We start from the raw sequence: 25424 nt of genomic DNA on the forward strand, positions 1-25424 counted from the left end.
CCTCTGATATGAAGGCAGCGACACGATCGTGAGCAGACGGGGGGCACTGCGATGGTCCGGGGGCCGGTCCGCCGCTGGAAGGGCTACGGCAAGCCGCAACGCGCCGAGCTGTACTTCCGCTGGTCGCTCTACCTGGTGGCGTGCATCGGGCTGCCGGTGAACCTGCTGGCCAGCGTCTCCTCGGTACAGATCGCGGACTCGGCCTCCGTCGCCCGGACCGCCCTGGTGCTGTCCCTCGCCTCGATCCTGGTCACCCTCCGGGCCTACCGCACCTCCCTCGACCACTACCTGGGGCGGCCCAGCACCTACCGCCGCTGGCTGACCGTCAACGCCGTCCTCGCGGTGGCCGGTTCCTGGGCCGTGCTGCTGCTCGGACCGTCCTCCGACGGAATGTCACCCCACCCCGGCCCGCCGTTCACCATGGTGATCGCCGCCGCCCTGGTGGGCGGGGCCGCCGGACCGGCCGGGGTGAGCCTGCCGTTGCGCTGGGCCTTCGTCGGCGCGGTCGCCGCGCCGCTCGCGGTCGCGCCCCCGATGCTGCTGGCCGGCATCGGCCCCGGCGTCACCACGGGCTGGGTGGTCGGCGCGATCTTCGGCACCCTCGTCCTGATCGGTAGTTGCCGCAGCGCCGCGTGGGTGACCGCCGTCGTCTGGGAGTTGGACGCCGCCCGCGAGGCGCAGTCCCGGCTGGCCGTCGCCGAGGAGCGGCTGCGCTTCTCCCGCGACCTGCACGACGTGATGGGGCGCAACCTCACCACCATCGCGTTGAAGAGCGAGCTCGCCGTCCAACTCGCCCGGCGCGGGCGCCCGGAGGCCGCCGAGCAGATGTCCGAGGTGCAGCGGATCGCCCAGGAGTCGCAGCGGGAGGTCCGGGACGTCGTCCGCGGCTACCGCACCGCCGACCTGCGCGCCGAGGCGATCGGCGCCCGGGCGGTGCTGCGCTCCGCCGACATCGCCTGCGAGATCGACCTCGGAGAGAACGCCGACGGGCTGCCGCTGCCGGTGCAGTCGGTGCTCGGCTGGGTGATCCGCGAGGCCACCACCAACGTGCTGCGGCACAGCGAGGCCGCCCACTGCCGGATCCGGCTGCGGCGGGAGCACGGCCGGGCGGTGCTGGAACTGGAGAACGACGGGGTGCCGGAGGTCCCGTCGCCCTCCCAGGGGGCCGGCACCGGGCTGCGCGGCCTGCGCGAGCGGCTGGCCGCCCACGACGGCGAACTGACCGTCCCGACGGCCGTACCGGGCACCTTCCGGATGCTCGCCGCCGTACCGCTCTGACCCCCCTGCCACTGGGGTCCGCAGCCACTGCGGATCCGCTGCCACCGGGGGTCCGCCGCCACTGCGGATCCCGCTGCCGAGGAAGGCCGTCCGATGACCGACACCCCGCCCGTGCGCGTCCTGCTCGCCGACGACGAGCACCTGATCCGCGGCGCCATGGCCGCGCTGCTCTCGCTGGAGGACGACATCGAGGTGGTCGCCCAGGCCGGCTCCGGCCCGGAGGCGCTGGCGATGGCCCGGACGCACCGGCCGGACGTCGCGGTGCTGGACCTCCAGATGCCGGGCAAGGACGGCATCGAGGTGGCCACCGAGCTGCGCCGGCTGCTGCCGGACTGCCGCTGCATGATCGTCACCGGCCACGGCCGCCCCGGCTACCTCAAGCGGGCGCTGGAGGTCGGGGTGCGCGGCTTCCTGCCGAAGACCGTCTCGGCGGCCGACCTGGCCGGCATCATCCGCACCGTGCTCTCCGGCGGCCGGTACGTGGACCCGGAGCTGGCGGCGGACGCGATCAGCGCCGGGGAGACCCCGCTGACCCCGCGCGAGACGGACGTCCTGGAGCTGGCCGCGGACGGCACCCCGATCGCGGAGATCGCCCAGCGGGCCGGGCTGTCCCAGGGCACCGTGCGCAACTACCTGTCCTCGGCGGCCACCAAGCTGGGCGCCGAGAACCGGCACGCGGCGGTGCGGATCGCCCGCGAGCACGGCTGGATCTGACCGATCCCGTGCCCGCGGGCGGCGGGGCTCAGACCCAGCTGGTGCCGGTCAGCCGCTCGTACACCTCGATGTACTTGGCCCGGGTCCGCTCGACCACCTCGGCGGGCAGCTCCGGCGGCGGCTGCTCGCTGTAGCGGTCCCAGCCGGAGGCCGGGGAGACCAGCCAGTCGCGGATCAGCTGCTTGTCGAAGGAGGCCTGCGAGCGGCCCGGCTGGTACTCGTCGGCCGGCCAGTAGCGGGAGGAATCCGGGGTGAGCACCTCGTCGCCGATGATCAGCTCGCCGTCCAGCAGGCCGAACTCGAACTTGGTGTCGGCCAGGATGATGCCGCGGTCGCGGGCGATGTCCCGGGCCCGGGCGTAGACGTCCAGGGTGGTGCGGCGCACCTGGTTGGCGAGCTCGGCGCCGATCCGGCGGGCGGTCTCCTCGTAGGTGACGTTCTCGTCGTGCTCGCCGACCTCGGCCTTGAGGGCCGGGGTGTAGATCGGGGCGGGCAGTTCGGAGCTGTTCTCCAGCCCCTCCGGCAGGGCGATGCCGCAGACCGTCCGGCTCTCCTCGTACTCGGTCAGGCCGGAGCCGGCCAGGTAGCCGCGGGCGACCGCCTCGACCGGGATCATGTCCAGGCTCTTGCAGATCAGCGTGCGGCCCTTCCAGTCGGCGGGGGCGCCGGCCGGGACCTCGGTGGAGATCACGTGGTTGGGGACGATGTCGGCGATCCGCTCGAACCACCAGAGCGAGAGCTGGGTGAGCACCCGGCCCTTGTCCGGGATCTCGTTCGGCAGCACCCAGTCGTGGGCGGACATCCGGTCGCTGGCCACCATCACCAGCTCGCCCGACCCGGTGCGGTACAGGTCGCGCACCTTGCCGGTGTGCAGGTGGACCAGGCCGGGTACCTGGACCGGCTCGGGCTTGGTGACAAATCCGCTCAAGGTGTTCAGTCCTCAGGGGTCGTTCACGGGCGTGGGGCACCGCGAAAGGGGAGGTCACTGCCCCCGCAGTCTTTCACGCCCGCCCGCCCGGGCTCCCGGGGAGCCCGGGGCTCAGTTCTTGCGCAGCCCGGACTCAGTTCTTGCAGAGGCGGTCCAGCAGGTTGGCGGTGGCGCGCTGGACCCGTTCGTCGGTGAGTCCGGGGCGGCCGAGGGCGGGCGACCAGGCGAAGGTCCCGGCCGCGAAGACGTACGCGCCGCTGGGCGCCCGGTACAGCGAGGTCTCCTGGTAGCGGGTCCGGCCGGCCAGGTCCCGGTACGGCGAGTGGGCCAGCAGCACCCGCTCGGTGTGCTCGGGCAGCGCGACCTTCGGGTAGTACCGGTCGGCCTCCCCCGCGACCAGGCCGGGCAGCTCGTCCCCCTCCTGCAGCCCGGTGCCGTCCCAGAGCCAGTGCGCGGTGTGCCGGGCGACCAGCGGGACGGGCGCCGCGACCCGGCCCGAGTACTGCACGCCCAGCAGGTGCTGCTCGGGCTCCCCGGCGTCCCGCCAGAGCGCGCTGGCCGCGCCGGGCACCCCGGCGGCCGGGCTGCCCGGCCCGACCTTCTGCCGCTTGCGGCAGTTGAGCAGCCGGTTCGGTTCGCCGGAGGCCGCGGCGGTCAGCTCGACCCGCCAGTACATGGTGTTGGCGGACAGGAAGACCAGCGAGGTGCCGCCGTCCCTGGCCCGCTCGGCGGTCCGGCGCATCGGCTCGGACCAGTACTCGTCGTGGCCGGGGAAGACCAGCGCGCGGTGCTCGCCCGGGTCGACCAGCCCGGCGTGCAGGTCGGTCGCGGTGGCGTAGGAGAGGTCGTAGCCGTAGCGCTCGGCCCAGCGGATGAAGTCGTACGCGTGGCCGACGTGCAGCGGCAGCCCGGCGGTGGCGTGCGGGCGGTCGAAGGAGACGGTGACGGCCGCCTCGGGCTCGCCGACCAGACCGCCCTGCCCGTCCCAGGCGTGGTAGAGGCTGGCGCCGGTCCGGCCGTCCTCGGGGAACAGGTTGTACGCCTGCCAGGTCACGTCCGGGACCACCAGGAGCAGTTCGGCGGTCCGCCCCTGGTCGGCGAAGTCCCGCACGGTGAACGGGATGTGGCTGCGGTGCAGCATGTCCGCGGTGGTCAGCACGGCGACGTACGCGCCGGGCTGCCAGTGCAGCGGGACCTGCAACCGCCAGGAGTGCCACCAGTGGTGGCAGGAGACCGTCCGCTCGACCACCAGCGGCGCGGGCTGGGCCAGACCGGCGATCAGCGGACTGGACGTCATGTGGCGGGCGCCGTCGCCGCCGTAGTGGCCGATCCGGTAGACGTCCACGGTGAACTCGCGCGGCGGGTTGACGGTGACCCGGAAGTCCACCGAGCCGCCGGGGCGGATCACCCCCGCCGAGGCGAAGCCCTTGATCTGCTGGTCGACGTCGTTGGCGCTCTGCGGGGTGCCGACCGGCGGCTTGGGCCGCACCCCCGCCGACAGCGGCTGCTGGCCGGGCGCGTCCACCGAGACGTACCAGGGCACGGCGCCCTCGGCCCCGGCGAGGTACTGGTCGGGGCTGCGCAGCCAGGGCAGCGGGCCCTGGCCGAAGGGGTCGGAGACGCTGTAAGCGTGCGTGCCCGACTCCCAGCGGCGGTTGAGTTCGGTCCCCACGCGCCCCTCCCAGGTGCACTTCCGTCCGGTGGCACGTGCCCCCCGGATGTGCGTGCGGTCTAATACACCACACAGTGCTGGCGCTCCGTCACCCCACGGTAGCAATTGGTGTCGGGAATCTTCCGCTCCGCCGGGACGGGGCCTCCGGCCTGCGGAGACGGCCGGCGGCCGGGGCCCCCGGGGGCGCGTGCCGGGGTGCCGAGCGCCGCCCGGGGCGGCCGGGGCGGCCGGGGCCTCAGAGGCGGACGGGCTTCTCCAGGCGCACCTCGGCGGCGTCCAGCCAGGCGCGCAGCGGCCCGTCCTGGCCCTGCTCCACCGCCTGGGCGACCGGGCCGGCCAGGTCGGTGCGGCGGACCCCGCCGAGCAGCAGTACCGGGCCGTCCAGCCAGTCCAGGCCGGGCGCGCCGCCCGCGGTGTCCACGGCGGCGCAGCAGACCATCGCGGTGACGTGGTCGACCAGCAGGTCGCGGCCGGTGCGGTCGGGCTCCAGCAGCGGGGCCGGGGTGGTGGTGCGGGCGAGCTGGGCGGCCAGGGCGGCGGCCAGCTGCTCGCCGTCGCCCTCGGCGAGCCGGAGCAGCAGCCGGGTGAGGGTCGGGGCGCCCGGGCGGGACTGCGGGGCGAGCCGGTCCAGGGCGGCCTGCAGGGCGGCGGCCCGGGCCCGCCAGCCGGCGTCCACCACCTCGGCCGGGTACTCGGCCCACTCCAGCTCGTGCCAGGCCCCGGCCGCCGGGCGGCCGAAGAACAGCTCGGCGGCCAGCCGGGAGACCGCGCGGTCCACCGCGCCGGGCTCCTCCAGCAGGTCGCAGGCGGGGCGGTCGCCGAGCCGGTTGCCGTAGCCGTCGGCCAGCCGGTCGCGGCGGGACAGCTCGGTGAGCGCGGCGACCACGCCGGCGTTCAGGTGCGCGGGGTGGCGGCCGAGCCGCCAGGCGGGCAGCGCGACCCGGGTGAGCAGCCGGTCCCAGCCGGCGTAGGCCAGGCCGACCTGCTCCTGGGCGGCGATCCGCAGGCCGTAGTCGACCGTCCTGGCCTGCTCGGAGGCCCAGCTCGCGACGGACCGCTCCAGCTCGGCGGAGTGGCCTCGGCAGGCGCCCAGCAGCCGGCGGGTGATCCGCCGGGTGATCCGGTCGGCGAGCCGGGCCGGGCCCCGGCGGGGCGGGGCCGGCGGGACGGTCAGGGTGCCGCCGCCGAGACCGGGGGCCGCGGCCGGACCGGAGTCCAGACAGGCGTCCAGGGCGCGCAGGAAGCGGCGGGCGGCGGCGATCTCGGGGTCGGCGGAGGCCGCGGTGCCGGCCACCACGGGGGCGAGCAGGGCGCGCAGCTCGCCGGACCGCATCCACCACAGGAAGGGCGAGCCGATCACCAGGACCGGCGCGGCGGGCTCGGGGTGCGGCCGCAGCGGGTGGGGGCGGCGCGGCGGGGCCACGTCCTCCAGCCAGCTGTCGCAGTCCGGGGTGAGCGCCACCGCGGACGGGGCCGGGACGTCCAGCCGCTCGGCCAGTTCGCCGATCAGCCGGTACAGCTCGGGGGCGCCGGCCCGCTCGACCGGCACCGCCGGGATCTGCGGCGGGACGGCCCGGCGCAGCGCCCGGGCGGTCAGCCCGGCCACCAGCAGGGTCAGCGCGGCGACCGCGCAGACCACCCACCGGACGGCGTCCCAGCCGGCGGCGTCGGCGGAGCCGGCGGCCCCGATCCGGCCGGTGAACCGGCCCGCGAGCAGGACCACCGCCACGGCGGAGGGCAGGACGGCCGCGGCCAGGGCGAGGCCCCGGATCCGCAGGACCGCTTGGGCGTGAGCGCGCGCGGTGTCGACGGCCATACGGTGCGGCACCCCCTTCGGAGCCCTCGGGCACCCGCCACGGGCCCTGAGACGACTCGAAACGATCAGTTCCGACCGGGAAGCGGAGGCGTCCGATCCCGGCAGTGCATGCTGTGTGGCGCTACTGACACTTTCGACGCCCCGGTCCGGGCGGGCGTTCCGGATCGCCCAGGTTTCCACTCGTCCCGGTGACACCGCCCGGTCGTCCCGGTGACGCCGCCCGGTCGTCCCGGTGACGCCGCCGTCGGTCCGGCGACGCCGCCCGGAGGCCGCTACCGGTCCGGTACGGAGCACCGGGCGACCACCCGGCCGATCGCCGTCCAGCATCCCCCCGCGGGCGCGCCGCCACCCGGCGGCGACCCCGGCGCACGGCACCGTCGCACGGCGATCCAGCGCACCATAAGGCCGGGCGCCCGGTTACGTCAGCCGGATGCGGGTGGTGTCACCCGATGGGCTGGAATCCGCCCGCCGATCGGTGCGTCGGGCCCCGGAACCGCTCCGACCCCGGAAACGCCGTAGGCGCTGCGCCCTGCGGGTTGTTCCGCTGCTCTCCGGCGCCCGCCCGCCTCCGGAGCCCGGCGCGCCCGCGCGCCGCGTCATGGCCGCGGCCCCCGTGCGAGGGGTTCGCACGGGGGCCGCCGGGGTCGCGGTGGCGTCAGCCGTTGGCCGCCTTGAGCGCGATGTCGGTGCGGTGCTGGCCGCCCTTGAGGGAGACCCTGTCCACGGCCGCGTACGCGCGCTCGCGCGCCTCGGCCAGGTCGGCGCCGGTCGCGGTGACCGACAGCACGCGGCCGCCGGCGCTGAGCACCCGGCCGTCCCCGTCCGCCTTCGTCCCGGCGTGCAGCACGTACGCGGTGCCGTCCGCCTCGGCCTCGGCGAGGCCCTCGATCGGGTCGCCGGTGCGCGGCGCGGCCGGGTAGCCCTCGGAGGCGACGACCACGGTGACGGCCGCCCCCTCGTCCCAGCGCAGCGGCTCCAGCTGGTCCAGGGTGCCGGTGGCGGAGGCGAACAGGACGCCGGCCAGCGGGGTGCGCAGCCGGGCCAGCACGACCTGGGTCTCCGGGTCGCCGAAGCGGGCGTTGAACTCGATCACCCGGGTGCCGCGCGAGGTGAGCGCCAGGCCCGCGTAGAGCAGGCCGGAGAACTCGGTGCCGCGGCGGCGCAGCTCGTCCACGGTCGGCTGCAGGACGGTGTCCAGGACCTCCTGGACCAGCCCGGCGGGCGCCCAGGGCAGCGGCGAGTAGGCGCCCATGCCGCCGGTGTTGGGGCCCTCGTCGCCGTCCAGCGCGCGCTTGAAGTCCTGCGCGGGCTGCAGCGGCAGCACGGTGGTGCCGTCGGTGACGGCGAACAGCGAGACCTCGGGGCCGTCGAGGTACTCCTCGATGACCACGCGCTCGCAGGAGGCGGCGTGCGCCAGCGCGGCCGCGCGGTCGGAGGTGACCACCACGCCCTTGCCGGCCGCCAGGCCGTCGTCCTTGACCACGTAGGGGGCCCCGAAGGCGTCCAGCGCCTCGGCGGCCTCCTCGGCGGTGGTGCAGACGTACGAGCGGGCGGTGGGCACGCCGGCGCCGGCCATCACGTCCTTGGCGAAGGCCTTGGAGCCCTCCAGCTGCGCGGCCGCGCCGGAGGGACCGAAGACCGGGATGCCGGCCGCGCGGACGGCGTCGGCGACGCCGGCCACCAGCGGGGCCTCGGGGCCGACCACCACGAGGTCGGCGCCGAGTTCCGCGGCGAGGGCGGCGACCTGGGCGCCGTCCGACTGGTCGATGGGGTGGACCGTCGCCACCTGGGCGATCCCGGCGTTGCCCGGGGCACAGTGCAGCTCGGTCACGGAGGGATCTTGGGACAGGGAGCGGCACAGGGCGTGTTCGCGGGCGCCGCCGCCGATGACGAGGACCTTCACGCCTGGCAGCGTAGTCGGTGGCCTGTTCCGGCCGCTCTCCGGTCCCGTCGGATCCTCCAGGAGAAGCGGTCCGTACACCGATGAGCTAGGAGGATCCTCCAAACCGGACCGGCTCGGATGCGCTCCGGGTGTCCGGGTCAGGACGGCGGGTCACCGGCGCCTCGCTCGGACGGGTGAAATCTCGCCGGGCCCCGCAACCGCCCCACCTCGCGTTCCCGTGGCCGAAACCGGTAACGATCACCGGGGAAGCGCCCCGCGGTCAGCCATTTGGCGGTAAGAAGTGCTGTTGGACAACCACCGGCGGACGTCGCGTCAGCCGATGCGCCGACAGACCATGCCGCCCGCCCGCCACAGGGAGCCCCACAGGTGAGCCAGCCGGAAATGCAGCCCGAGGAGAGTGCCTGGGGCAAGGACATCGGCGAGGAGGACCAGCCCGCCGCAGCCGTGGCCCGGCGGGCCTCCACCCGGTACCGGACCGATCTGAGCGCCCGCCAGTTCCCGCTCGGGGACTGGGGCGAGCCCGCGGAGCGACTGGAGGAGCTCTACCGCTGGTCCGAGGAGCGGGCGGTCGAGGCGATCGAGTGGTACCGCCGGGACCGGATCTGGAAGCGCCGCTGGGCGCGCCTGCTGCGCTTCGGGTCGGCCGGCTTCGCGGCGGGCGGGGTGACCGCCCCGCTGGTGGGCCTCACCGGCACGCTCGCCCACGGCACCGCCTGGGGCTACGTGGCCTTCGCGCTCTCCGCCGCCTGCTACGGCGCCGACCGGGTCTTCGGCCTCACCTCCGGCTGGATGCGGGACGTCTCCACCGCGCAGGCGCTGCAACGCCGCCTGGAGGCATTCCAGTTCGACTGGGCGTCGGAGTGCGTGCGCGAGGTGCTCGGCCCGACCGAGGGCACCGCGGGCGAGGCCGCCGAGCGCTGCCTGGGCGTGCTGCGCCGGTTCTGCGAGGACGTCTCGGACATGGTCCGCACCGAGACCTCGGAGTGGATGCTGGAGTTCCGCGCCTCGATGACCCATCTGCCCACCCAGTCCGCGGGGGCCTGGGGCGGCCGCACCGAACCCGGGGTGGGCGCCCAGGTGCGGGTGCTGCCGCCGCCGGGGACGAGGCCCACCATGCCGCGGCAGCGGCCGCCGGAGGGCCCGCTGCGCTAGCCGGACGGGCCAGGGGCCTCGGCCCTGGGGCCCGGGCGAAGGCACAGGCGGCGCCGGGGCGTTACGCGAAGACGATCATCGAGCCCTGGCCGAGGCTCCGGGTCGCCGCCGCGTACAGGCCCGACCACGCGTGCCGCTCCCGGGCGAAGGGGTGCAGGTCGTCGATCGGCGGCCCGAACGGCTGCTCCAGGCCGGTCGGGCCGAGCGGTCGGGTCGGGCTCGGCGGGTTGAGCGGGTCGATCCCCAGGGCCGGTGCCACGGCCTGCAGTTCGCGCAGCAGTCCGTGGCTGGAGCCGAGCGGGCCGCCGGCGGCGAGCAGCGTCTCGTCCACCAGCGGGGCCTGGAACTCGATCGGCACGTAGGCGCCGGCGTGGTCGAAGTGCCAGACCAGGTGCGACTGTTCGGCACTGCTCTCGAACATCTCCAGCAGTTGCTCGTAGTCGCTGCCGAGCGCGTCGACCGGGGTGATGTCCAGGCCGGTGAGGCCCAACAGGTAGGCGCGGCGCAGGAAGTGCAGCGAGTCGTAGTCGAAGGCGGCTATCGGCTCGACCGCCCCGCTCAGCCCGGGGACGAACTGGTAGACCGGCACTTCGGGCAGGCCGCGCGAGGTGAGCACCGCGTTGTAGAGCGCGAGGTCGTCCCGGAAGGGGTTGTCGGGGCTGTGGCTCAGCACGTCCACCAGCGGGACGAGCCAGAGGTCGCAGGCCATGGCCGGCAGTTCCTCTCCGGACGGCGGGATCGCCCGCGGGGCGGGGCGACGACGGGGGCGGGGTCGGTACCCGGACGGCCCGTGCGGGCGGCCGGTCCGACGCCCGCCCACCCTACCGGCCCGGGGCCGGGCGCGGACCGGGCCGTCCCTGCGGAGTCTCGGGGGGCGACTCGGGCAGCCGCCGGCCGAACCTGGTGTGCGGCACCCAGCGCGGTTGCGGCACCAGACCGAGGCCGAGTCCCAGCTCACGGCCCAGTTCACGGCCGACCTCGTCACCCCGTCGGGGCCGCCCGCCCGGGGCCGCCCCGGGCTCCGGCGCAGCCCCGGGCTCCGGCACGGCGTCCGGCGCGGGGTCCGGTGCCGGATGGTTCGCCGGCCGGTCCGCCGGGAGCCGGTGGGACCGGTGCCACGCCGATTGCGGCGCGGGCGGCTCCACCGGGACGGGCAGCGGCTCGCCGTCCGCGACCTCGGTGAGCAGCCCGAGCACCGTCACCGACTCCAGCGGCCGCCCGGCCAGCCCGGCCAGCAGCCGGACGGTGAACAGGTTGTACTCGCAGATGATCCGGTGCGCCCCGTGCAGGTCGTGGGCCCCGATCGCCTCGACCAGGTCCGGGTGGCGGTCCCAGCAGACCCCGCCCAGGGTGGGCATCGCCCGCAGGTAGCGCGCGGCGAACATCCAGGACTGCACCCGCAGCCAGTCCAGGTACTCCGCGATCCGGCGGTTGCCGAGCAGGGCGGAGACCTCCTGCCAGAACCGGCGGTCGCAGCCCACCATCACGTCCAGGTTCCCGGCCCGGGCGGCCCGCACCGCCGCGTCGGCCCGGCGGCTCAGCGAGGGCAGCCTGGTGAGGTCGGGCAGGGACCGGCGGGTGGCGAACTGGCGGTAGAAGCTGTCGGTGAGCAGCACCCTGGCCTCGAAGATCTCCAGGAAGTCCTCCCAGCCCAGCTCCGGCACCGTGAAGCCGCGGTGGTGCTCGGTCCGCAGCAGCCCCTGGGCGCCGAGGTCGACCAGCGCCTCGCGGGCCGGGGTCGCGGAGACGCCGTACAGCTCGGCGATCTCCTTGACGGTGAAGTTGCGGCCTGCCTCCAGCCGGCCGGCCATCATCTCCTCGCGGAGCGCGCCGGCGATCTGCTCGCGCAGGCTGTTGCGCTGGATGACGGGGCGGGGGGTGTCGCCGGCGCCGGTGCCGGACATGCGCGCGACCTCCTGGGGCGGGCCACCGTACCGACCCGCGACGGACCGGCCGACCGGCGGCGGGGAACACGACGAGTGCTCATCTTCTCAAACGGACCCGGAACAGGTACGAACCAACCCTCCCGGACACCGTGCCCCCCGGCCCGTGCCTACCGCTGGACCGGCGCCGGGATGCCGAGCAGGCGGTCCCGCAGCACCGGGAACTCCTCGCGCGCCCGACCCACCTCGGCCGGGTCGAACTCGACGGTCAGCACCTCCTCGGCCGCCCCGGCCTCGGCCAGCACCCGGCCCCACGGGTCCACCACGATGCTGTGCCCGGCCTGCTCGACCCCGGCGTGCGTCCCGGCGGTGTTGCAGGCCAGCACGAAGGCCTGCTCCTCCACCGCCCGGGCCCGGGCCAGCAGCGTCCAGTGCTCGCGCCGCTTGGCCGGCCAGGCCGCCGGGACCACCAGCAGCTGGGCCCCCGCGTCCAGCAGGGCCCGGAACAACTCCGGGAAGCGCAGGTCGTAGCAGGTGGCCAGGCCCAGGGTGCCGAACTCGGTGGGCGCGGTGACGATCTCCTGCCCGGCGCCCATCACCACCGCCTCGCCGCTGTCGAAGCCGAAACGGTGGATCTTGCGGTAGGTGTGCACCAGCTCGCCGTCCGGGGCGAACAGCATCGAGGTGTTGTAGATCGGACCGTCCGGGTCGCGTTCGACGATCGAACCGGCGTGCAGCCAGACCCCGGCGGCCCGGGCGGCGGCCGCCATCGCGTCCGAGGTGGGCCCGTCGAGCGTCTCGGCACCCTCCGACCAGAGGTCGTGGGCGAAGCCGCCGAGCGGCCACAACTCCGGCAGGACCACCAGGTCGGCGCCCTGCTGGGCCCGTACCAAGGACGCGGCCCGGGCCCGCCGTTCGGCGGCCGGCTCGGCGTCGGAGACCGCGAGTTGGATCAATGAAGCGCGCACAGTACCACCGTCCACGGCAAGAGACCTACGATCGTCACCCGAAAGCGCTGCCCAGCTGTCTCCCGGCAGCGTAACGTGCGGTTAGCGTGCGCGCCCGGAAGCCGGACCATCCCGGCCGACCGCGACGGCCGGGCGCCGAGCGTAGGAAAGCTGACGGAGGGCCGGAGATTCCCGTGACGGACAACCAGACCGTGCAGGCTTACACGGAGGCGTGGACCCAGAGCATCGAGTCCATATCGGAGCTGGTCGCCCCCCTCCCCGAAGGCTCCTGGAACCGGGCCACCGAGTGCCCCGGCTGGTCGGTCCGGGACGTCGTCTCGCACGTGATCGCGGTCGAGTCCGAGCTGCTCGGCGACCCCCGCCCGATCCACTCGCTGCCGCGTGACCTTCGCCACGTGACCACCGAATTCGCCCGCTACGTCGAACTGCCCGTCGACAAGCGCCGCTGCCACACCGCGCTGGAGATGACCAGCGAGCTGGAGTACACGATCATCCGCCGCTCCCGCGCGCTGCGGAACGCCAAGCAGACGCCCGGGGAGCCGGTCCGCTGGCCGGCCGGCCCGCTGGCCACGGACGTGCCGTACCACCAGCTGCTGCGGATGCGGGCCTTCGACGTCTGGGTGCACGAGCAGGACCTGCGCCGGGCCCTCGACACCCCCGGCAACCTGGACTCCCCCGGCGCCCTGATCGCCCGGGACGTGCTGCTGGAGCTGCTGCCCAAGGCCGTCGCCCACACCGCCGGCGCCCCGGCCGGGACGGCCCTGGTGCTGGACGTGACCGGCCCGGTGGAGTTCCTGCGCACCGTCCGGGTGGACGCCACCGGGCGCGGCAGCGTGGACGAGTCGATCAGCCTGGCCCCCGACGTCCAGCTCACCATGGACTGGGAGACCTACGTCCGCCTCGCCTGCGGCCGCGGCCGGCCCGGACCGGTGAGCGTCGAGGGCGACAAGGAGCTGGCCGAGCGGGTGCTGGCCAACTTCGCCGTCACCATCTGACGCCCCTCGGCGCACCCGGCCCAACCGGCGCGCACCACCCGGCGTACACGCACGACCGTGCGCCGGGTGGGCACCACTCGTGCACCCATGCGTCAATCCATCACCAGCAACCTCACCTGTTTGGCCTCGTTTCACCGGGCAGCACTGCCATCACCCGGAAGAAGGAGGGGCGTCCGCATGGACGACGAACAGGAACAGCAGGAACAGATGGTGCTGGTGCGGTCGAGCTTCCCGGTCACGGGGCAGCCGATCCGGGTCGTGATGATCGACGGGGAGCCGTGGTTCGCCACCAAGGACGTGTGCGCCGTGCTCGATCGGGGCAGCCCGGGCTGGGCCAGCAAGATGGTCGGCCCCGACGACAAGCGGACCATCGACATGCGCTCGGTATGGGTGAGTTCAACTCACTCATACGACGTTTCCGCAGGTGGGAATGGATCCGTCCGTGGAAATCCATCTCTGAGCCTCATCAGCGAGGCGGGGCTCTATCTCCTCATCATGAGGTCGAGGAAACCCAATGCCCGCCCGTTCCAGGATTGGGTCACCCAGAGCCTCCTCCCCTCCGTCCGCCGAGGGGACACCGACGTCCCAGCCCAGCAGCAGCGGATGGCGGAGACCCTGGCCGAGGCGATCGGGCAACAGGTGCGGATCGTCGCGGAGATCGAGCACGAGGACTGGCCCGGTCTGACCGTCCACTCGGACGGGACGGTCCACTGCCGGCACGGGGAGATGGTGCTCCACCTGCCGGGCCGGGAGGAGGACAGCGGGCCGCCGTTCGGCGCGTACTTCGCCTGCCCGGGCGGGGAGCGGGTCGGCATCCGGGGCAGCCGGATCGTCCCGGGGTGCCCGAAGTTGAAGCTGGTGGACCTGATCCGCCTCCGAAAGGCAGTAGCCAAGCACCCGCAACCGGTGGTCCGCTCGGCTCCGTCACCGACCGTGCCGCCGGAGGGCACGGTTCTCTGCCTCATTGACCGGGTCCAGCTCTACGGTCGCCCACCGGAGATCACTGAGGTTCTCCGCGGCCTCGGGCTGTAGCAACGGCAAACCACCCATCAGATGGGGCCATTCGACATTCCCGCAGGTCGGAAACCCTACGCATCCGTCGCCGCAAGCCTGCGGCGCAGCCGAAGGATCATCGCCGTCCCCAGCGCCAGCGGCACGTACTGCCAGCAGAAGGCCCAGCGGAAGGCGTCGGCCGAGTAGGCGCCGGCGCCGGACGGGGAGAGGGCGTCCAGGAGCACGCCGATGCCGAACAGGGTGATCATCGTGCCGATGAAGCCGCCCATGTTGACGATCCCGGAGGCGGTGCCGAGCCGTTCGGCCGGGTTGCGGGTGCGGGCGTAGTCCAGGCCGACCAGTGAGGCGGGGCCGTTGCTGCCCATCACCAGGATGATCCCGATCAGCAGCCACATCGGCGGGTGCCCGCCGGGCCAGGCGAGCACCAGCGCCCAGCCGGACGCGGTGGTGGCGACGACGGTGAGCACGATGGGCATCCGGGCCCGGGCGGAGCGGGAGAGCAGTCGGCCGAAGAGGAAGCCGAAGGACATGTTGGAGAGCACCAGCAGGGTCAGCAGCCCGCCGGCCTCGCCCCGGGACATGCCCTGGGCCTCGATCAGGTAGGGCATGCCCCAGAGCAGGCCGAAGGCGTTGCCGGGGAACTGGGTGGTGAAGTGGATCCACAGGCCCAGCCGGGTGCCCGGCTCCCGCCAGCAGTCCTGGATCTGCCGTCGGACCTTCGGGCGGGCGGCGGGCTGCTCGACCGGTCGTACGACCGCCGGCGCGTCCCTGAGGAAGAGCGCGACCAGGGCGAACACCGCCACGCCGAGCAGCGCGATCGCGGTGAAGGTGGGCGTCCAGCCCTCGCTGTGCAGCGCCTGGGCGAGCACCACGGTGGTGACCAGGTTGCCGCCCATCCCGGCGAGGCCGGTCAGCTGGGCGACGAACGGGTTCTTCGCCGCAGGGAACCACCGGGCGGCGATCCGCAGCACGCTGATGAAGGTCATCGCGTCGCCGCAGCCGAGCACCGCCCGGGAGGCCAGCGCCGGGGCGAAGGAGGAGCTGAACGCGAAGGCCAGCTGGCCGGTGCTCAGCAGCAGCACGCCGAGCAGCAGCACCCGGCGCGGCCCGAACCGGTCGACCAGCAGGCCGACCGGGACCTGCATGGCCGCGTAGACCAGCACCTGGAGGATCGAGAAGGTGGACAGCGCCGAGGCGCCGATGCCGAAGCGCTCGGCGGCGTCCAGTCCGGCCACGCCGAGGCTGGTGCGGTGGATGACGGCCAGGACGTAGACGCTGACGCCGACGGACCAGGCCAGCCAGGCCGCGCGGCCGCCGGGCGGTACGGGGGCCCCGGCCGTCGGCGGCTCGACGGCGGATCGAGGAGCGGGGACGGACAGGGACGCGGCTGAACGAGCGGGCTCCACGGTCATAGTCCGTCCAGACTAGTCATCCCATGATTGGACGCCCAGCTCCCTGCGGTGTGAGCTCGCGAACCCCGGCCGGTGACCGTCCGCCCTTCGTCCGCCCCTCTGCCGCCCCTCGTCCGCCCCTCGGCCGGCAACCCGCCGACCCTCAGCCGGTGACCGTCCAGGACACCGACCGGGTCATGTAGCGGTCCCGGAAGGCCTCGTCCCGCACCCAGTCCGTGGTGTCCCGGACGGTCGCCGTCACGGTCGCCGTCCGGCCCGGGGCGAGGCCCAGCTGCGCGGTGTCCAGCCGGCCCCCGTCCACGGCCTGCGGGGCGGCCGGGGCGCCGTCCACCTTCCAGTCCACCGTCAGCTGCCGGGCGCCGGTCAGCGGCAGCGGCCGGACGTCCAGCCGGGGGAGCCCGGCGACCTCGCCGGGCGGCGGCGAGGGGGCGTCGGTCGGCCGGACCTTGCGGTACAGCTCCTCGACGATCGCCTCGCGGGAGGGCAGGTTGTAGGCACTGCCCAGGGTGCGCATCACGGAGTCGGGGGTGGGCCGGTAGAGGCCGTTGGCGCTGCGGTACGCCCCGACGACGCCGGCGCCGTCCGGCGAGACGGCGCCCAGCCAGCGCCACCACTTGGTCTGCTTCTTGAGCATGTCCTCGGCGTTGAGGGTGGAGAGGTTCGGGTAGTCGGCGTCGTCCGGGGCGCTGTCGTACTCGTCGCCGAGGTCCCCCACGGTGTGGCCGATCTCGTGCTGGATGATCCGCCCGGCGTCCGGGCTGCCCCCGGCCAGGGTGGTCACCCCGGTGCCCCCGGCGCCGCCGTACTCGACCGAGTTGGCCAGCGCGATCAGGTACTGCGGGCCGGTGCTGTCCCCGGCGTAGCGGGCGGTGGCGCCCTCGTCGGCGCAGAGCAGCCGGGCGGTCCCCTCGCACCAGAAGTGCATGCCCAGCGGGGTGGCGGGGTGGCGGCCGCGGCTCTCGGTCTCGGCTATCCCGGAGGTCGGGGAGACCACCTCGACCCGGCGTATGTTGAAGAACCCCTGGTAGGTGCGGAACGGCTCGATGTCCATCAGCGCGTGCCAGGCCTTGTCGGCCTGCTGGCGGAACGTCTCCTGCTCGTCCGCCGTGTAGCCGTCGCCGAGCAGGACCAGGGTGATCCGGTTGGCCGGGTCCCCGGTGCGGCGTATGTCGAAGGTCGGGGCGGCCGCGAGCGTCCGCTGGTCGGCGCGGAGGGCGGTGTGCGGGGGGACCGCCCGGTCGACGGGGGCGCCCGCCCCGATCACGCCGAACGGCGAGGGGCCGACGAGTTCCAGGGCGGCCGGGAGTACGGCGGTGGACACCAGTACGAGGGCGGCCAGACTCCGGACGAGACGGCCAGGGTTGCCAGCAGGCATACGGGTGCGTCCTCGGGGCTCCGGTCACCCGGTGTCGCCCGGGTGGTGGAGCGGAGACGTACCCGCACCGGCGTGTCGCCCCCACCGGCCGAAGAAAATGTCACCGACCTGGCCGAACGATTCCCGTTGTACCTGTCATACCAATGAATCTCGGCGGCTCACCCCCGGGCTCCCGGCGGGCCTCCCGCAGGGCTCACCGGGCGCGCCCGCCCAGTTCCAGCACCAGGTGCGTCCCGAGCCCGAAGAGCAGCCCCCAGAAGGCCGAGCCGATGCCGAACAGGCTCATCCCCGAGGCGCTCGCCAGGAAGGTCACCACCGCCGCGTCCCGCCCGCGCTCCGCCGAGACCGCCGCCGCCAGGCTGCCCTGCAGCGAGGCCAGCAGCGCGACCCCGGCGATCACCGCGATCAGCTCCTTCGGCAGCCCGGTGAACAGGCTCACCAGCACCCCGCCGAAGCTGCCCACCAGCACGTACAGCACGCCCGAGGACATCCCCGCGACGTACCGGCGGCGCGGGTCCGGGTGGGCCTCCGGGCCGGAGCAGATCGCCGCCGTGATGGCCGCCAGGTTCACGCCCGGCGAGCCGAACGGCGCCACCAGCACCGACATCGCGCCGGTCGCACCGATCAGCAGCCGGTCGTCGGCCCGGTAGCCGAAGGCCCGCATCACCCCGAGTCCGGGCGCGTTCTGCGAGGCCAGGGTGACGATGGTGAGCGGCAGCGCCAGCCCCACCAGGGCCGACCAGGAGAACGCCGGCGCGGTCAGCACCGGCACGGTCGGTCCGCCCGGGCCCAGGTGCAGCGGCAGCCCGACGGTGAGTGCCGCCAGCACCCCGCCGACCACCAGCGCGATCAGCACGGCGTACCGCGGCGTGAACCGCTTGGCCAGCAGGAAGGCCGCGAAGCTGCCCACCACCAGCACCGGAGCACCGTGCACGGCACCGAAGATGCCGGCGCCGAAGGAGAACAGGATGCCCGCGAGCATCGCGTTCACGATCCCCACCGGCACCGCCGCGATCAGCCGGCCGAACCACCCGGTCACCCCGAACAGCGCCACCACGACCGCACTCACCAGGAACGCCCCGATCGCCTCCCGGTACGGGTAGTGGCCCAGGCTGGTCACCAGCAGCGCCGCCCCCGGCGTGGACCAGGCGGTGATCACCGGCGTCCTGGTCCACCAGCTGAGCGCGAAGCCGCTCACCCCGCTGCCGATCGCCACCGCCCAGATCCAGGAGGTGGTGTGCGCCGGGTCCAGCCGCCCGGCGGCAGCCGCCGCGAGCACGACCACCAGCGGCCCGGAGAACGACACCGCGACGCAGACCAGCCCCGCCAGCAGGGCCGGCACCGACACGTCCCGCCGCAGCGACCGACGTTCGCCGTCCCCGGCCGCCGTCTGTTCCGGTCGAATCGTCAGCTCATCCGTCATTCCGGCAGTATCCCGAAACCGCCCTGCGGGAGCCGCCGAAAAAACTTTTCGATCCACCTGCAACCCCCGGCGGGGATGGACGTCTATCAGGGTGAAGGCACGGAGAGCGAGACCGGCGGAGCCGGGGGGCGCTTCCGCTCACCAGGAGCGGAGCCGGTCGTCTTCATCCAACACACCGTCAGGCTCATGACCTTGGGGAGTCACGTCATGCGTACGTCCGTTATCAACCGTTTTGCGAAGAACGACCGCGCCTTCTCCGGCCGCCGCCGCATCGCCGTCCTCGCCGCCACCACCGTCCTCGCCGGCGGCGTCCAGTTCATCGCCGCCGACACCGGCTGGGCCTGAGGGGACGGCGTCGCCACCGCCCCGGTCTCCCAGGAGGTCACCCAGGACAACGACTTCGACCTGCACGGCCCCGGTGCGAAGTCCGCGTTCATCAGCCCCACCCCGGCCACGATCACCATCGGCGGTCCCAAGGCCGAGTTCGGGGTGGAGATCGCGAACTTCAGCAAGGCCGACTTCCACAAGGCCGTTGCCGGCTTCGGGCTCTTCAACCCGAGCGGCGCCACCCCCAAGCCGTCCCAGGTCGGTCGGTCTCGATCTCGGCCGACGCCCCCAAGGACGTCAAGGAACTCCAGGTGTACGGCAACGGCGCCAACTTCTCGGGTGCCATGACGACGGTCAAGGTCGTACGCCAGGCCTCCGCCGAGACCATCGGGCCCGCCGCCCCGGCCGAGCCGGCCGCCGACCGCACCCCCGCCAAGGCCACCGAGCCCGCCAAGGCCCCCACCGCCACCCCGTCCGCCGCACCGGCCACCACCGCGCCCGCCGGCACCCCGGAGCTCGCCCACACCGGCGCCTCCTCCACCAACGCCTTCCTCGCCACCTCCTCCGCCGTGCTGCTCGCGATCGGCGGCGGTGTCCTGCTCGCCGTCCGGCGCCTCCGCCGCCAGCGGTAGTCGCCGGGGCGGGTACGACGAAGGGGCCCTGCTCCGCACGGCGGTGCGGAGCAGGGCCCCTTCGTCATGTCTCCGGGGGCGTCAGCCCCAGGTGATCAGGCGCTTCGGGAACTCCAGCAGCCCGGCCACGTCGGCCAGCACCCGGGAGCCCAACTCCCCGTCCACCAGGCGGTGGTCGAAGGAGAGCGCGAGCGTGGTGACCTGGCGCGGGACCACCTTGCCCTTGTGCACCCACGGCAGTTCCCGGACCGCGCCGAAGGCGAGGATGGCCGCCTCGCCCGGGTTGAGGATCGGGGTGCCGGTGTCGACGCCGAAGACGCCGACGTTGGTGATGGTGACCGTGCCGCCCTGCATGTCGGCCGGCGAGGTCTTGCCCTGGCGGGCGGTCTCGACCAGCTCGCCGAGCGAAGTCGCCAGGCCCGAAAGGGTCTTGGACCCGGCGTCCTTGATGTTCGGGACGATCAGGCCGCGCGGGGTGGCCGCGGCGATGCCGAGGTTCACCTGGCCCTTGACCACGATCTCCTGGGCCGCCTCGTCCCACTGGGCGTTGATCTCCGGGTGCCGCTTGATCGCCACCAGCAGCGCCTTGGCGACCAGCAGCAGCGGGCTGACCCGGACGTCGCGGCCCAGTTCGCCGCTCTCCTTGAGCTTGCGGACGAACTTCATCGTGCGGGTCACGTCGACCTGGACGAACTCGGTGACGTGCGGGGCGGTGAAGGCCGAGGCCACCATCGCCTGCGCGGTCGCCTTGCGGACGCCCTTGATCGGCACCCGGACGTCGCCCGAACCGGACACCGGCACCGGGGCCGAAACGGCCTCGACGGCCTCGGCCACGACCGGCTCGACGGCCGGGACGGCCGGAGCGGCCTGGGCCGCGGCGTGGGCGTGCAGGTCATCGCGGGTGATCACCCCGCCCGCGCCGGTCGGGGTGACGGACCGCAGGTCGATGCCCAGGTCCTTGGCCAGCTTGCGCACCGGCGGCTTCGCCAACGGCCGCTCACCGGCGGGCAGTTCGACGGGCGCGGCCGGAGCGGCCGGAGCCGGGGCGGCAGCCGGAAGGACCGGAGCAGCCGGAGCCGCGGCCTTCGCCGTACCAGCGGCCGTACCGCTGGCCGTGCCGGTCCGCCGGGCCCGGCGCTGGGCGGTGCCGGTGCGCGGGCCGTACCCGACCAGCACCTCCCGCCGCTCCGGCTCGGCCTCGGCGGCCGGCTCCGCCGCCGCGGCGACAGCGGGCGCGGCGGGCGCGGGCACGGCGGCCGGAGCGGCCCCCGCCTCCCCGGCGACCGCCACCGAGATGATCACGGTGCCGACGTCGACCGTCGCGCCCTCGGGGAAGAAGAGCTGCTCGACGACCCCGTTGAACGGGATCGGCAGCTCCACCGCCGCCTTCGCGGTCTCCACCTCGCACACGACCTGCCCGTCGGTGACGGTGTCACCGGGCTTGACGTACCAGCTGAGGATCTCGGCCTCGGTGAGGCCCTCGCCCACGTCGGGCATCTTGAACTCGCGGAGCGAGCGAACTTCGGTGGTCATCTACGCTCCCCGGTATCAGTACGCGAGCGCGCGGTCGACGGCGTCGAGCACGCGGTCCAGGTCGGGGAGGAAGGCCTCCTCGACGCGGGACGGCGGGTACGGCGCGTAGTAGCCGCCGACCCGCAGGACCGGTGCCTCCAGGTGGTAGAAGCACCGCTCGGTGAGCCGGGCGGCCAGCTCGGCGCCCATGCCCAGGAAGACCGGGGCCTCGTGCACCACGACGGCCCGCCCGGTGCGCTTGACCGACTCCTCCAGGGCGGCGAAGTCCACCGGGGAGAGCGAGCGCAGGTCGACGACCTCCAGCCGGCGGCCGTCCTCCTCGGCGGCCGCGGCGGCCTCCAGGCAGACCTTGACCATCGGGCCGTACGCGATCAGCGTCGCGTCGGTGCCGGGGCGGACGATCCGGGCCTGGTGCAGCCCCAGGTCGGCGGCGGCGCCGACCTCGCCCTTGTCCCAGTAACGCCGCTTGGGCTCCAGGAAGATGACCGGGTCGTCGGACTCGATGGCCTGCCGCAGCATCCAGTGCGCGTCGTGCGCGTTGGACGGGGTGACCACCCGCAGACCGGCGGTGTGCGCGAAGTACGCCTCGTGCGACTCGCTGTGGTGCTCGACCGCGCCGATGCCACCCGCGTAGGGGATGCGGACGGTGACCGGCATCTTGACGTGCCCGAGCGCGCGGGCGTGCATCTTCGCCAGCTGGGAGACGATCTGGTCGAAGGCCGGGTAGACGAAACCGTCGAACTGGATCTCCACGACGGGGCGGTAGCCGCGCAGCGCGAGGCCGATCGCGGTGCCCATGATGCCGGACTCGGCCAGCGGGGTGTCGATCACCCGGTCCTCGCCGAAGTCCTTCTGCAGGCCGTCGGTGATCCGGAAGACGCCGCCGAGCTTGCCGATGTCCTCGCCCATCAGGACGGTCTTCGGGTCGTTCTCCAGCGACTTGCGCAGCGCGTCGTTGAGCGCCTTGGCGATGCTCTGACCGGCCATCAGTGGTTCTCCCCCGCCTCGAAGGAGGCCGCGTACTCGACGTATTCGGCCCGTTCCTGATCGACCAGCGCGTGCGGCTCGCTGTACACGTGGTCGAAGATCAGCGTCGGGTCCGGGTCCGGCATGCTGCGCACGCCCTCGCGCACCCGCAGCCCCAGCTGCTCGCTCTCGGCGTCGACGGAGGCGAAGAACTCCTCGTCCGCCAGGCCCTCCTTCTCCAGGAGGGTGCGCAGCCGCAGGATCGGGTCCTTGGCCTTCCAGGCCTCGGTCTCCTCGGTGGCCCGGTAGCGGGTGGGGTCGTCGGAGGTGGTGTGCGCGCCCATCCGGTAGGTGAAGGCCTCGATCAGCACCGGGCCGTTGCCGCTGCGGGCGTGGTCGAGCGCCCAGCGGGTGACCGCGAGGCAGGCCAGCACGTCGTTGCCGTCGACCCGGACGCCGGGGAAGCCGAAGCCGGAGGCGCGGCGGTACAGCGGGATCCTGGTCTGGGTGGTGGTGGGCTCGGAGATCGCCCACTGGTTGTTCTGGCAGAAGAAGACCACCGGCGAGTTGTAGACCGAGGCGAAGGTGAAGGCCTCGTTGACGTCGCCCTGGCTGGACGCGCCGTCGCCGAAGTACGCGATCACCGCGTCGTCGGTGCCGTCCTTGGTGATGCCCATCGCGTAGCCGGTGGCGTGCAGGGTCTGCGCGCCGATCACGATGGTGTAGAGGTGGAAGTTCTTCTCGTTCGGGTCCCAGCCGCCGTGGTTCACGCCGCGGAACATGCCGAGCAGGTTCAGCGGGTCGACGTCACGGCACCAGGCGACGCCGTGCTCGCGGTAGGTCGGGAAGGCGTAGTCACCGGGGCGCATGGCCCGGCCGGAACCGACCTGGGCGGCCTCCTGGCCGAGCAGCGAGGCCCACAGGCCCAGCTCGCCCTGGCGCTGGAGCGAGGTCGCCTCGCCGTCGAACCGGCGCACCAGCACCAGGTCGCGGTAGAGGGAGCGAAGCTCCTCGGGGGTGGTGGTGAGGGGGTAGTCCGGGTGCTCGACCCGCTCGCCTTCCGGCGTGAGCAGCTGGACGAGCTCCGGCTGGGCGTCCGTCCCCGTGGCGCGGAGGGTGTCAGGAACAGCGGGAGCCGCCTTCTTGCGGGTCCTCGCCGTGCTTTTGACGGTCACGTTCACTCCTCGGTCTGTCCGGCCGCCCGGGGTCGCCGGTGACCGGTCCGGTCACCGCCTCGCGGGGCGCGCGTGGGTGTGCGCACCTACTGCGTGGCAGGTGGTGATCCTGTTCCGACGGCGTCCCTCACGAGAACGTTACCCAGCGTCCGCCCTTGGCGCGCTTGCGCTAGGACGTCCTACTTGTTCAGGGCCTACAACCCCGAGGGTGCCGCGTCCGGCTCGCCGTCGGAAGGGTGGGGGTGACGGTCGGCGTGACGCAGCTCTCAATTCGAGCGCCTTCAGGACACCAGCGCACGTTATCCGGGCGGAAGCCCGTGCGTAAGGGGGTTCTCGGTATCGGTTTCGGTCGGGTGTGGCTGGATCACGCCTTTACGGCACTGGGGACGATAGGCCTTTTGTACGGTGATATGGGAGGCTTTGGGCGTGACTGATAACGGACAAATCAGGGTGTTCCTGCTCGACGACCACGAGGTCGTCCGACGGGGCGTGCACGACCTGCTGTCGGTCGAGGACGACATCGAGATCGTCGGCGAGGCCGGCACGGCCGCCGAGGCGCTCACCCGGATCCCCGCGGTCCACCCCGACGTCGCGGTGCTCGACGTCCGGCTGCCGGACGGCAACGGGGTCGAGGTCTGCCGCGAGATCCGGTCCCGGCTGCCCGGGATCAAGTGCCTGATGCTGACCTCGTTCTCCGACGACGAGGCACTGTTCGACTCGATCATGGCCGGCGCCTCCGGCTACGTCCTGAAGGCGATCCGCGGCACCGACCTGATCACCGCCGTCCGGGACGTCGCGGCCGGCCGCTCCCTGCTCGACCCGGTCGCCACCAGCCGGGTCCTCGCCCGACTGCGCGACGGCGGCGGGAAGGAGGACGAGCGGCTGGCCCAACTCACCAAGCAGGAACGGCGGATCCTCGATCTGATCGGCGAGGGGATGACCAACCGTCAGATCGGCAACGAGTTGCACCTGGCCGAGAAGACGGTGAAGAACTACGTCTCCAGTCTGCTCGCCAAGATGGGCATGGAGCGACGCACCCAGGCGGCGGCGTACGTGGCGCGGCACCAGGCCGATCATCAGTACTGATACTTCCCTTCACACATGTGACGGTTTGTCAAGGGCCCCCACCAGGGGGCCATAACCTCTGCACGTGACTTTCAGCCAGACCCTCGCCTGCGCCCCGGCCCGCCCCGACCTCTCCGCACCGCCGATAGGGACCCTCAGCCCACCGGTACCGCGCAGCGCACTCGCCGAGGTCCTGGCCCGCTTCCGGGTGGGGCGGCTGCTCACCGCCGAACCGGTCGCCGAAGGCCTGCTCAACCGGGGTTACCGGGTCACCACCGAAGCCGGCACGTACTTCCTGAAGTGCTACGTCGACGCGGCCACCGCCAACCGCCCGAAGATCCTCGCCCACCACCGCGCCATGACCGACCTGCACGCCCTCGGCCTGCCGGTGGCACCCCCGCTGAGCTGCTCCGACCGCGGCGCGACGGTGGCCGGCCTGAACGGCCGACTGTTCGCCCTGTTCCCCTGGACCGATGGCCGACACCGGCACGGTACGGAGCTGGAACCGCCGCAGTGCGACGCCCTCGGCGCGCTGCTCGGCCGACTGCACGGCGCGCTCGACGACGTCTGCGCCCCCCTCGACCAGCCCGACGGCTACCGCAGCGCCGACCCCCTCGACAGCGCCGAACTGGCCCGCGACCTGCGCCGCCGCGCCCGCGAGCACCGCCCGTACGGCGAGCTGGACGCCCTCGTCGTCCGACGGCTCGACGAACGGCTGGAACTGCTCGCCGAGCACGCCCACCGACGGCCCGACCCGCTCGCCGCCCCGCCCACCGGCTGGACCCACGGCGACTTCCACGGCCTCAACCTGATCCACACCGCGGGCCCGGACGGCGGCGAGCGGGTCACCGCGGTGCTCGACTGGGACAAGCTCGGCCCGCAGCCGCGCGCCGAGGAGGCCGTCCGGGCCGCCACCCTGCTCTTCAACGACCGCACCACCGGCGCCCTCGACCTGGTCCGGGTCCGCCGCTACTCCCAGGCCTACCGGGCCTCCGGCGCGGCCACCCCCGAGCACCTGGCCGCCGCCGTCCACCGGGTCTGGTGGGAGCGACTGAACGACTTCTGGATGCTGCAGTGGCGCTACCAGCGGGCCGACCACCGGGCCGACCCGCTCTACCCCGCCTCGGCGGGCCAGTTGGCGTGGTGGTGCCAGGAGTACGAGCAGGTCCTGGACGCCTTCGCCAACTGATCCG

The 25424-nt window shown here is 73.7% G+C and carries 22 protein-coding genes; 9 read left to right on the top strand and 13 right to left on the bottom strand.

All coding sequences use genetic code 11. The annotated features are described in order from the left end of the window. The first annotated feature begins 51 nt into the window (after positions 1-51). Positions 52-1278: a sensor histidine kinase gene (locus ACIQWA_RS22625; protein ID WP_402485074.1), complete on the top strand. Its 1227-nt coding sequence runs from the start codon at positions 52-54 to the stop codon at positions 1276-1278. Positions 1279-1371: 93 nt separating this feature from the next. After that, complete coding sequence (locus ACIQWA_RS22630) at positions 1372-1992, top strand: response regulator transcription factor (RefSeq protein WP_360227477.1); 621 nt, start codon at positions 1372-1374, stop codon at positions 1990-1992. 28 nt (positions 1993-2020) lie between these two features. Here the strand turns inward: ACIQWA_RS22630 and ACIQWA_RS22635 are convergent, their stop codons facing one another. The 4 genes from ACIQWA_RS22635 to purD all read right to left on the bottom strand — a co-directional run bounded on the left by ACIQWA_RS22635 (position 2021) and on the right by purD (position 8311). Then, entirely contained in the window at positions 2021-2920 is a 900-nt protein-coding gene (locus tag ACIQWA_RS22635) for a phosphoribosylaminoimidazolesuccinocarboxamide synthase (RefSeq protein ID WP_402485076.1), read from the bottom strand. A 133-nt stretch (positions 2921-3053) separates the two neighbouring features. Continuing rightward, positions 3054-4592 (bottom strand): N,N-dimethylformamidase beta subunit family domain-containing protein, encoded by a 1539-nt coding sequence (locus tag ACIQWA_RS22640; RefSeq protein ID WP_360227483.1) that lies wholly within the window; start codon positions 4590-4592, stop codon positions 3054-3056. A 235-nt stretch (positions 4593-4827) separates the two neighbouring features. Next, positions 4828-6408 (bottom strand): hypothetical protein, encoded by a 1581-nt coding sequence (locus tag ACIQWA_RS22645; RefSeq protein WP_402485080.1) that lies wholly within the window; start codon positions 6406-6408, stop codon positions 4828-4830. 655 nt (positions 6409-7063) lie between these two features. Continuing rightward, positions 7064-8311 (bottom strand): phosphoribosylamine--glycine ligase, encoded by a 1248-nt coding sequence (gene purD, locus ACIQWA_RS22650; RefSeq protein ID WP_402485083.1) that lies wholly within the window; start codon positions 8309-8311, stop codon positions 7064-7066. A gap of 366 nt (positions 8312-8677) precedes the next feature. On the opposite strand from purD, the gene ACIQWA_RS22655 reads away from it, so the two are divergent. Further along, the gene (locus ACIQWA_RS22655; RefSeq protein WP_402485085.1) at positions 8678-9463 is read left to right on the top strand and encodes an SLATT domain-containing protein; all 786 of its coding nucleotides are present in this window, start codon (positions 8678-8680) and stop codon (positions 9461-9463) included. Between the two features lie 61 nt (positions 9464-9524). On the opposite strand, the gene ACIQWA_RS22660 is transcribed toward ACIQWA_RS22655, so the two are convergent. From ACIQWA_RS22660 to ACIQWA_RS22670, 3 genes are all read right to left on the bottom strand, one after another. Then, entirely contained in the window at positions 9525-10172 is a 648-nt protein-coding gene (locus ACIQWA_RS22660) for a hypothetical protein (RefSeq protein WP_360227495.1), read from the bottom strand. Positions 10173-10284: 112 nt separating this feature from the next. Beyond that, positions 10285-11367, bottom strand: a complete 1083-nt coding sequence (locus ACIQWA_RS22665; protein WP_402485088.1) for a GntR family transcriptional regulator — start codon at positions 11365-11367, stop codon at positions 10285-10287. Positions 11368-11516: 149 nt separating this feature from the next. Then, complete coding sequence (locus ACIQWA_RS22670; RefSeq protein WP_360227501.1) at positions 11517-12314, bottom strand: carbon-nitrogen family hydrolase; 798 nt, start codon at positions 12312-12314, stop codon at positions 11517-11519. A 173-nt stretch (positions 12315-12487) separates the two neighbouring features. On the opposite strand from ACIQWA_RS22670, the gene ACIQWA_RS22675 reads away from it, so the two are divergent. Both ACIQWA_RS22675 and ACIQWA_RS22680 read left to right on the top strand, forming a co-directional pair. Further along, positions 12488-13309, top strand: coding sequence for a maleylpyruvate isomerase family mycothiol-dependent enzyme (locus tag ACIQWA_RS22675; RefSeq protein WP_360227504.1), 822 nt, complete (start codon positions 12488-12490; stop codon positions 13307-13309). Positions 13310-13486: 177 nt separating this feature from the next. After that, the gene (locus ACIQWA_RS22680) at positions 13487-14341 is read left to right on the top strand and encodes a Bro-N domain-containing protein (protein ID WP_402485091.1); all 855 of its coding nucleotides are present in this window, start codon (positions 13487-13489) and stop codon (positions 14339-14341) included. 56 nt (positions 14342-14397) lie between these two features. Here the strand turns inward: ACIQWA_RS22680 and ACIQWA_RS22685 are convergent, their stop codons facing one another. The 3 genes from ACIQWA_RS22685 to ACIQWA_RS22695 form a co-directional block, all read right to left on the bottom strand. After that, positions 14398-15735, bottom strand: coding sequence for a nitrate/nitrite transporter (locus tag ACIQWA_RS22685; RefSeq protein WP_402485094.1), 1338 nt, complete (start codon positions 15733-15735; stop codon positions 14398-14400). Positions 15736-15877: 142 nt separating this feature from the next. Next, entirely contained in the window at positions 15878-17110 is a 1233-nt protein-coding gene (locus ACIQWA_RS22690) for a M64 family metallopeptidase (protein ID WP_402485095.1), read from the bottom strand. A gap of 193 nt (positions 17111-17303) precedes the next feature. Further along, positions 17304-18533 (bottom strand): benzoate/H(+) symporter BenE family transporter, encoded by a 1230-nt coding sequence (locus tag ACIQWA_RS22695; RefSeq protein WP_402485097.1) that lies wholly within the window; start codon positions 18531-18533, stop codon positions 17304-17306. A gap of 207 nt (positions 18534-18740) precedes the next feature. Here ACIQWA_RS22695 and ACIQWA_RS22700 point away from each other — a divergent pair, with 207 nt between their 5' ends. Both ACIQWA_RS22700 and ACIQWA_RS22705 read left to right on the top strand, forming a co-directional pair. Then, a complete protein-coding gene (locus ACIQWA_RS22700; protein ID WP_402485100.1) occupies positions 18741-18878 on the top strand; it encodes a hypothetical protein in 138 nt (45 codons plus the stop codon). A 293-nt stretch (positions 18879-19171) separates the two neighbouring features. After that, positions 19172-19492 (top strand): LAETG motif-containing sortase-dependent surface protein, encoded by a 321-nt coding sequence (locus ACIQWA_RS22705; RefSeq protein WP_402485102.1) that lies wholly within the window; start codon positions 19172-19174, stop codon positions 19490-19492. 81 nt (positions 19493-19573) lie between these two features. Here ACIQWA_RS22705 and ACIQWA_RS22710 read toward each other — a convergent pair whose 3' ends face one another. From ACIQWA_RS22710 to pdhA, 3 genes are read right to left on the bottom strand one after another with little or no spacing between them, the layout of a single operon-like run. After that, positions 19574-21025: a dihydrolipoamide acetyltransferase family protein gene (locus tag ACIQWA_RS22710; protein ID WP_402485105.1), complete on the bottom strand. Its 1452-nt coding sequence runs from the start codon at positions 21023-21025 to the stop codon at positions 19574-19576. A 15-nt stretch (positions 21026-21040) separates the two neighbouring features. Further along, entirely contained in the window at positions 21041-22012 is a 972-nt protein-coding gene (locus tag ACIQWA_RS22715) for an alpha-ketoacid dehydrogenase subunit beta (protein WP_360227525.1), read from the bottom strand. Beyond that, complete coding sequence (gene pdhA / locus ACIQWA_RS22720) at positions 22012-23166, bottom strand: pyruvate dehydrogenase (acetyl-transferring) E1 component subunit alpha (protein ID WP_360227528.1); 1155 nt, start codon at positions 23164-23166, stop codon at positions 22012-22014. Before pdhA ends, ACIQWA_RS22715 begins: the two co-directional genes overlap by 1 nt. 426 nt (positions 23167-23592) lie before the next feature. Here pdhA and ACIQWA_RS22725 point away from each other — a divergent pair, with 426 nt between their 5' ends. Both ACIQWA_RS22725 and ACIQWA_RS22730 read left to right on the top strand, forming a co-directional pair. Then, positions 23593-24252, top strand: coding sequence for a response regulator transcription factor (locus ACIQWA_RS22725; protein WP_360227531.1), 660 nt, complete (start codon positions 23593-23595; stop codon positions 24250-24252). Positions 24253-24316: 64 nt separating this feature from the next. Then, on the top strand, positions 24317-25420 hold the full coding sequence (locus tag ACIQWA_RS22730) for a phosphotransferase (RefSeq protein WP_360227534.1): 1104 nt from the start codon (positions 24317-24319) through the stop codon (positions 25418-25420). The last annotated feature ends 4 nt before the right edge of the window (positions 25421-25424 follow it).

The sequence above is a fragment of the Kitasatospora sp. NPDC098652 genome (assembly GCF_044760155.1).
Lineage (GTDB): Bacteria > Actinomycetota > Actinomycetes > Streptomycetales > Streptomycetaceae > Kitasatospora.

Bases quoted from the DNA above. Each gene is read 5' to 3' on its own strand.
- ACIQWA_RS22625 (WP_402485074.1), top strand. From the start codon at position 52: ATGGTCCGGGGGCCGGTCCGCCGCTGGAAGGGCTACGGCAAGCCGCAA.
- ACIQWA_RS22630 (WP_360227477.1), top strand. From the start codon at position 1,372: ATGACCGACACCCCGCCCGTGCGCGTCCTGCTCGCCGACGACGAGCAC.
- ACIQWA_RS22645 (WP_402485080.1), bottom strand. From the start codon at position 6,408: ATGGCCGTCGACACCGCGCGCGCTCACGCCCAAGCGGTCCTGCGGATC.
- ACIQWA_RS22660 (WP_360227495.1), bottom strand. From the start codon at position 10,172: ATGGCCTGCGACCTCTGGCTCGTCCCGCTGGTGGACGTGCTGAGCCAC.
- ACIQWA_RS22665 (WP_402485088.1), bottom strand. From the start codon at position 11,367: ATGTCCGGCACCGGCGCCGGCGACACCCCCCGCCCCGTCATCCAGCGC.
- ACIQWA_RS22680 (WP_402485091.1), top strand. From the start codon at position 13,487: ATGGACGACGAACAGGAACAGCAGGAACAGATGGTGCTGGTGCGGTCG.
- ACIQWA_RS22685 (WP_402485094.1), bottom strand. From the start codon at position 15,735: ATGACCGTGGAGCCCGCTCGTTCAGCCGCGTCCCTGTCCGTCCCCGCT.
- ACIQWA_RS22690 (WP_402485095.1), bottom strand. From the start codon at position 17,110: ATGCCTGCTGGCAACCCTGGCCGTCTCGTCCGGAGTCTGGCCGCCCTC.
- ACIQWA_RS22695 (WP_402485097.1), bottom strand. From the start codon at position 18,533: ATGACGGATGAGCTGACGATTCGACCGGAACAGACGGCGGCCGGGGAC.
- ACIQWA_RS22700 (WP_402485100.1), top strand. From the start codon at position 18,741: ATGCGTACGTCCGTTATCAACCGTTTTGCGAAGAACGACCGCGCCTTC.
- ACIQWA_RS22710 (WP_402485105.1), bottom strand. From the start codon at position 21,025: ATGACCACCGAAGTTCGCTCGCTCCGCGAGTTCAAGATGCCCGACGTG.
- ACIQWA_RS22715 (WP_360227525.1), bottom strand. From the start codon at position 22,012: ATGGCCGGTCAGAGCATCGCCAAGGCGCTCAACGACGCGCTGCGCAAG.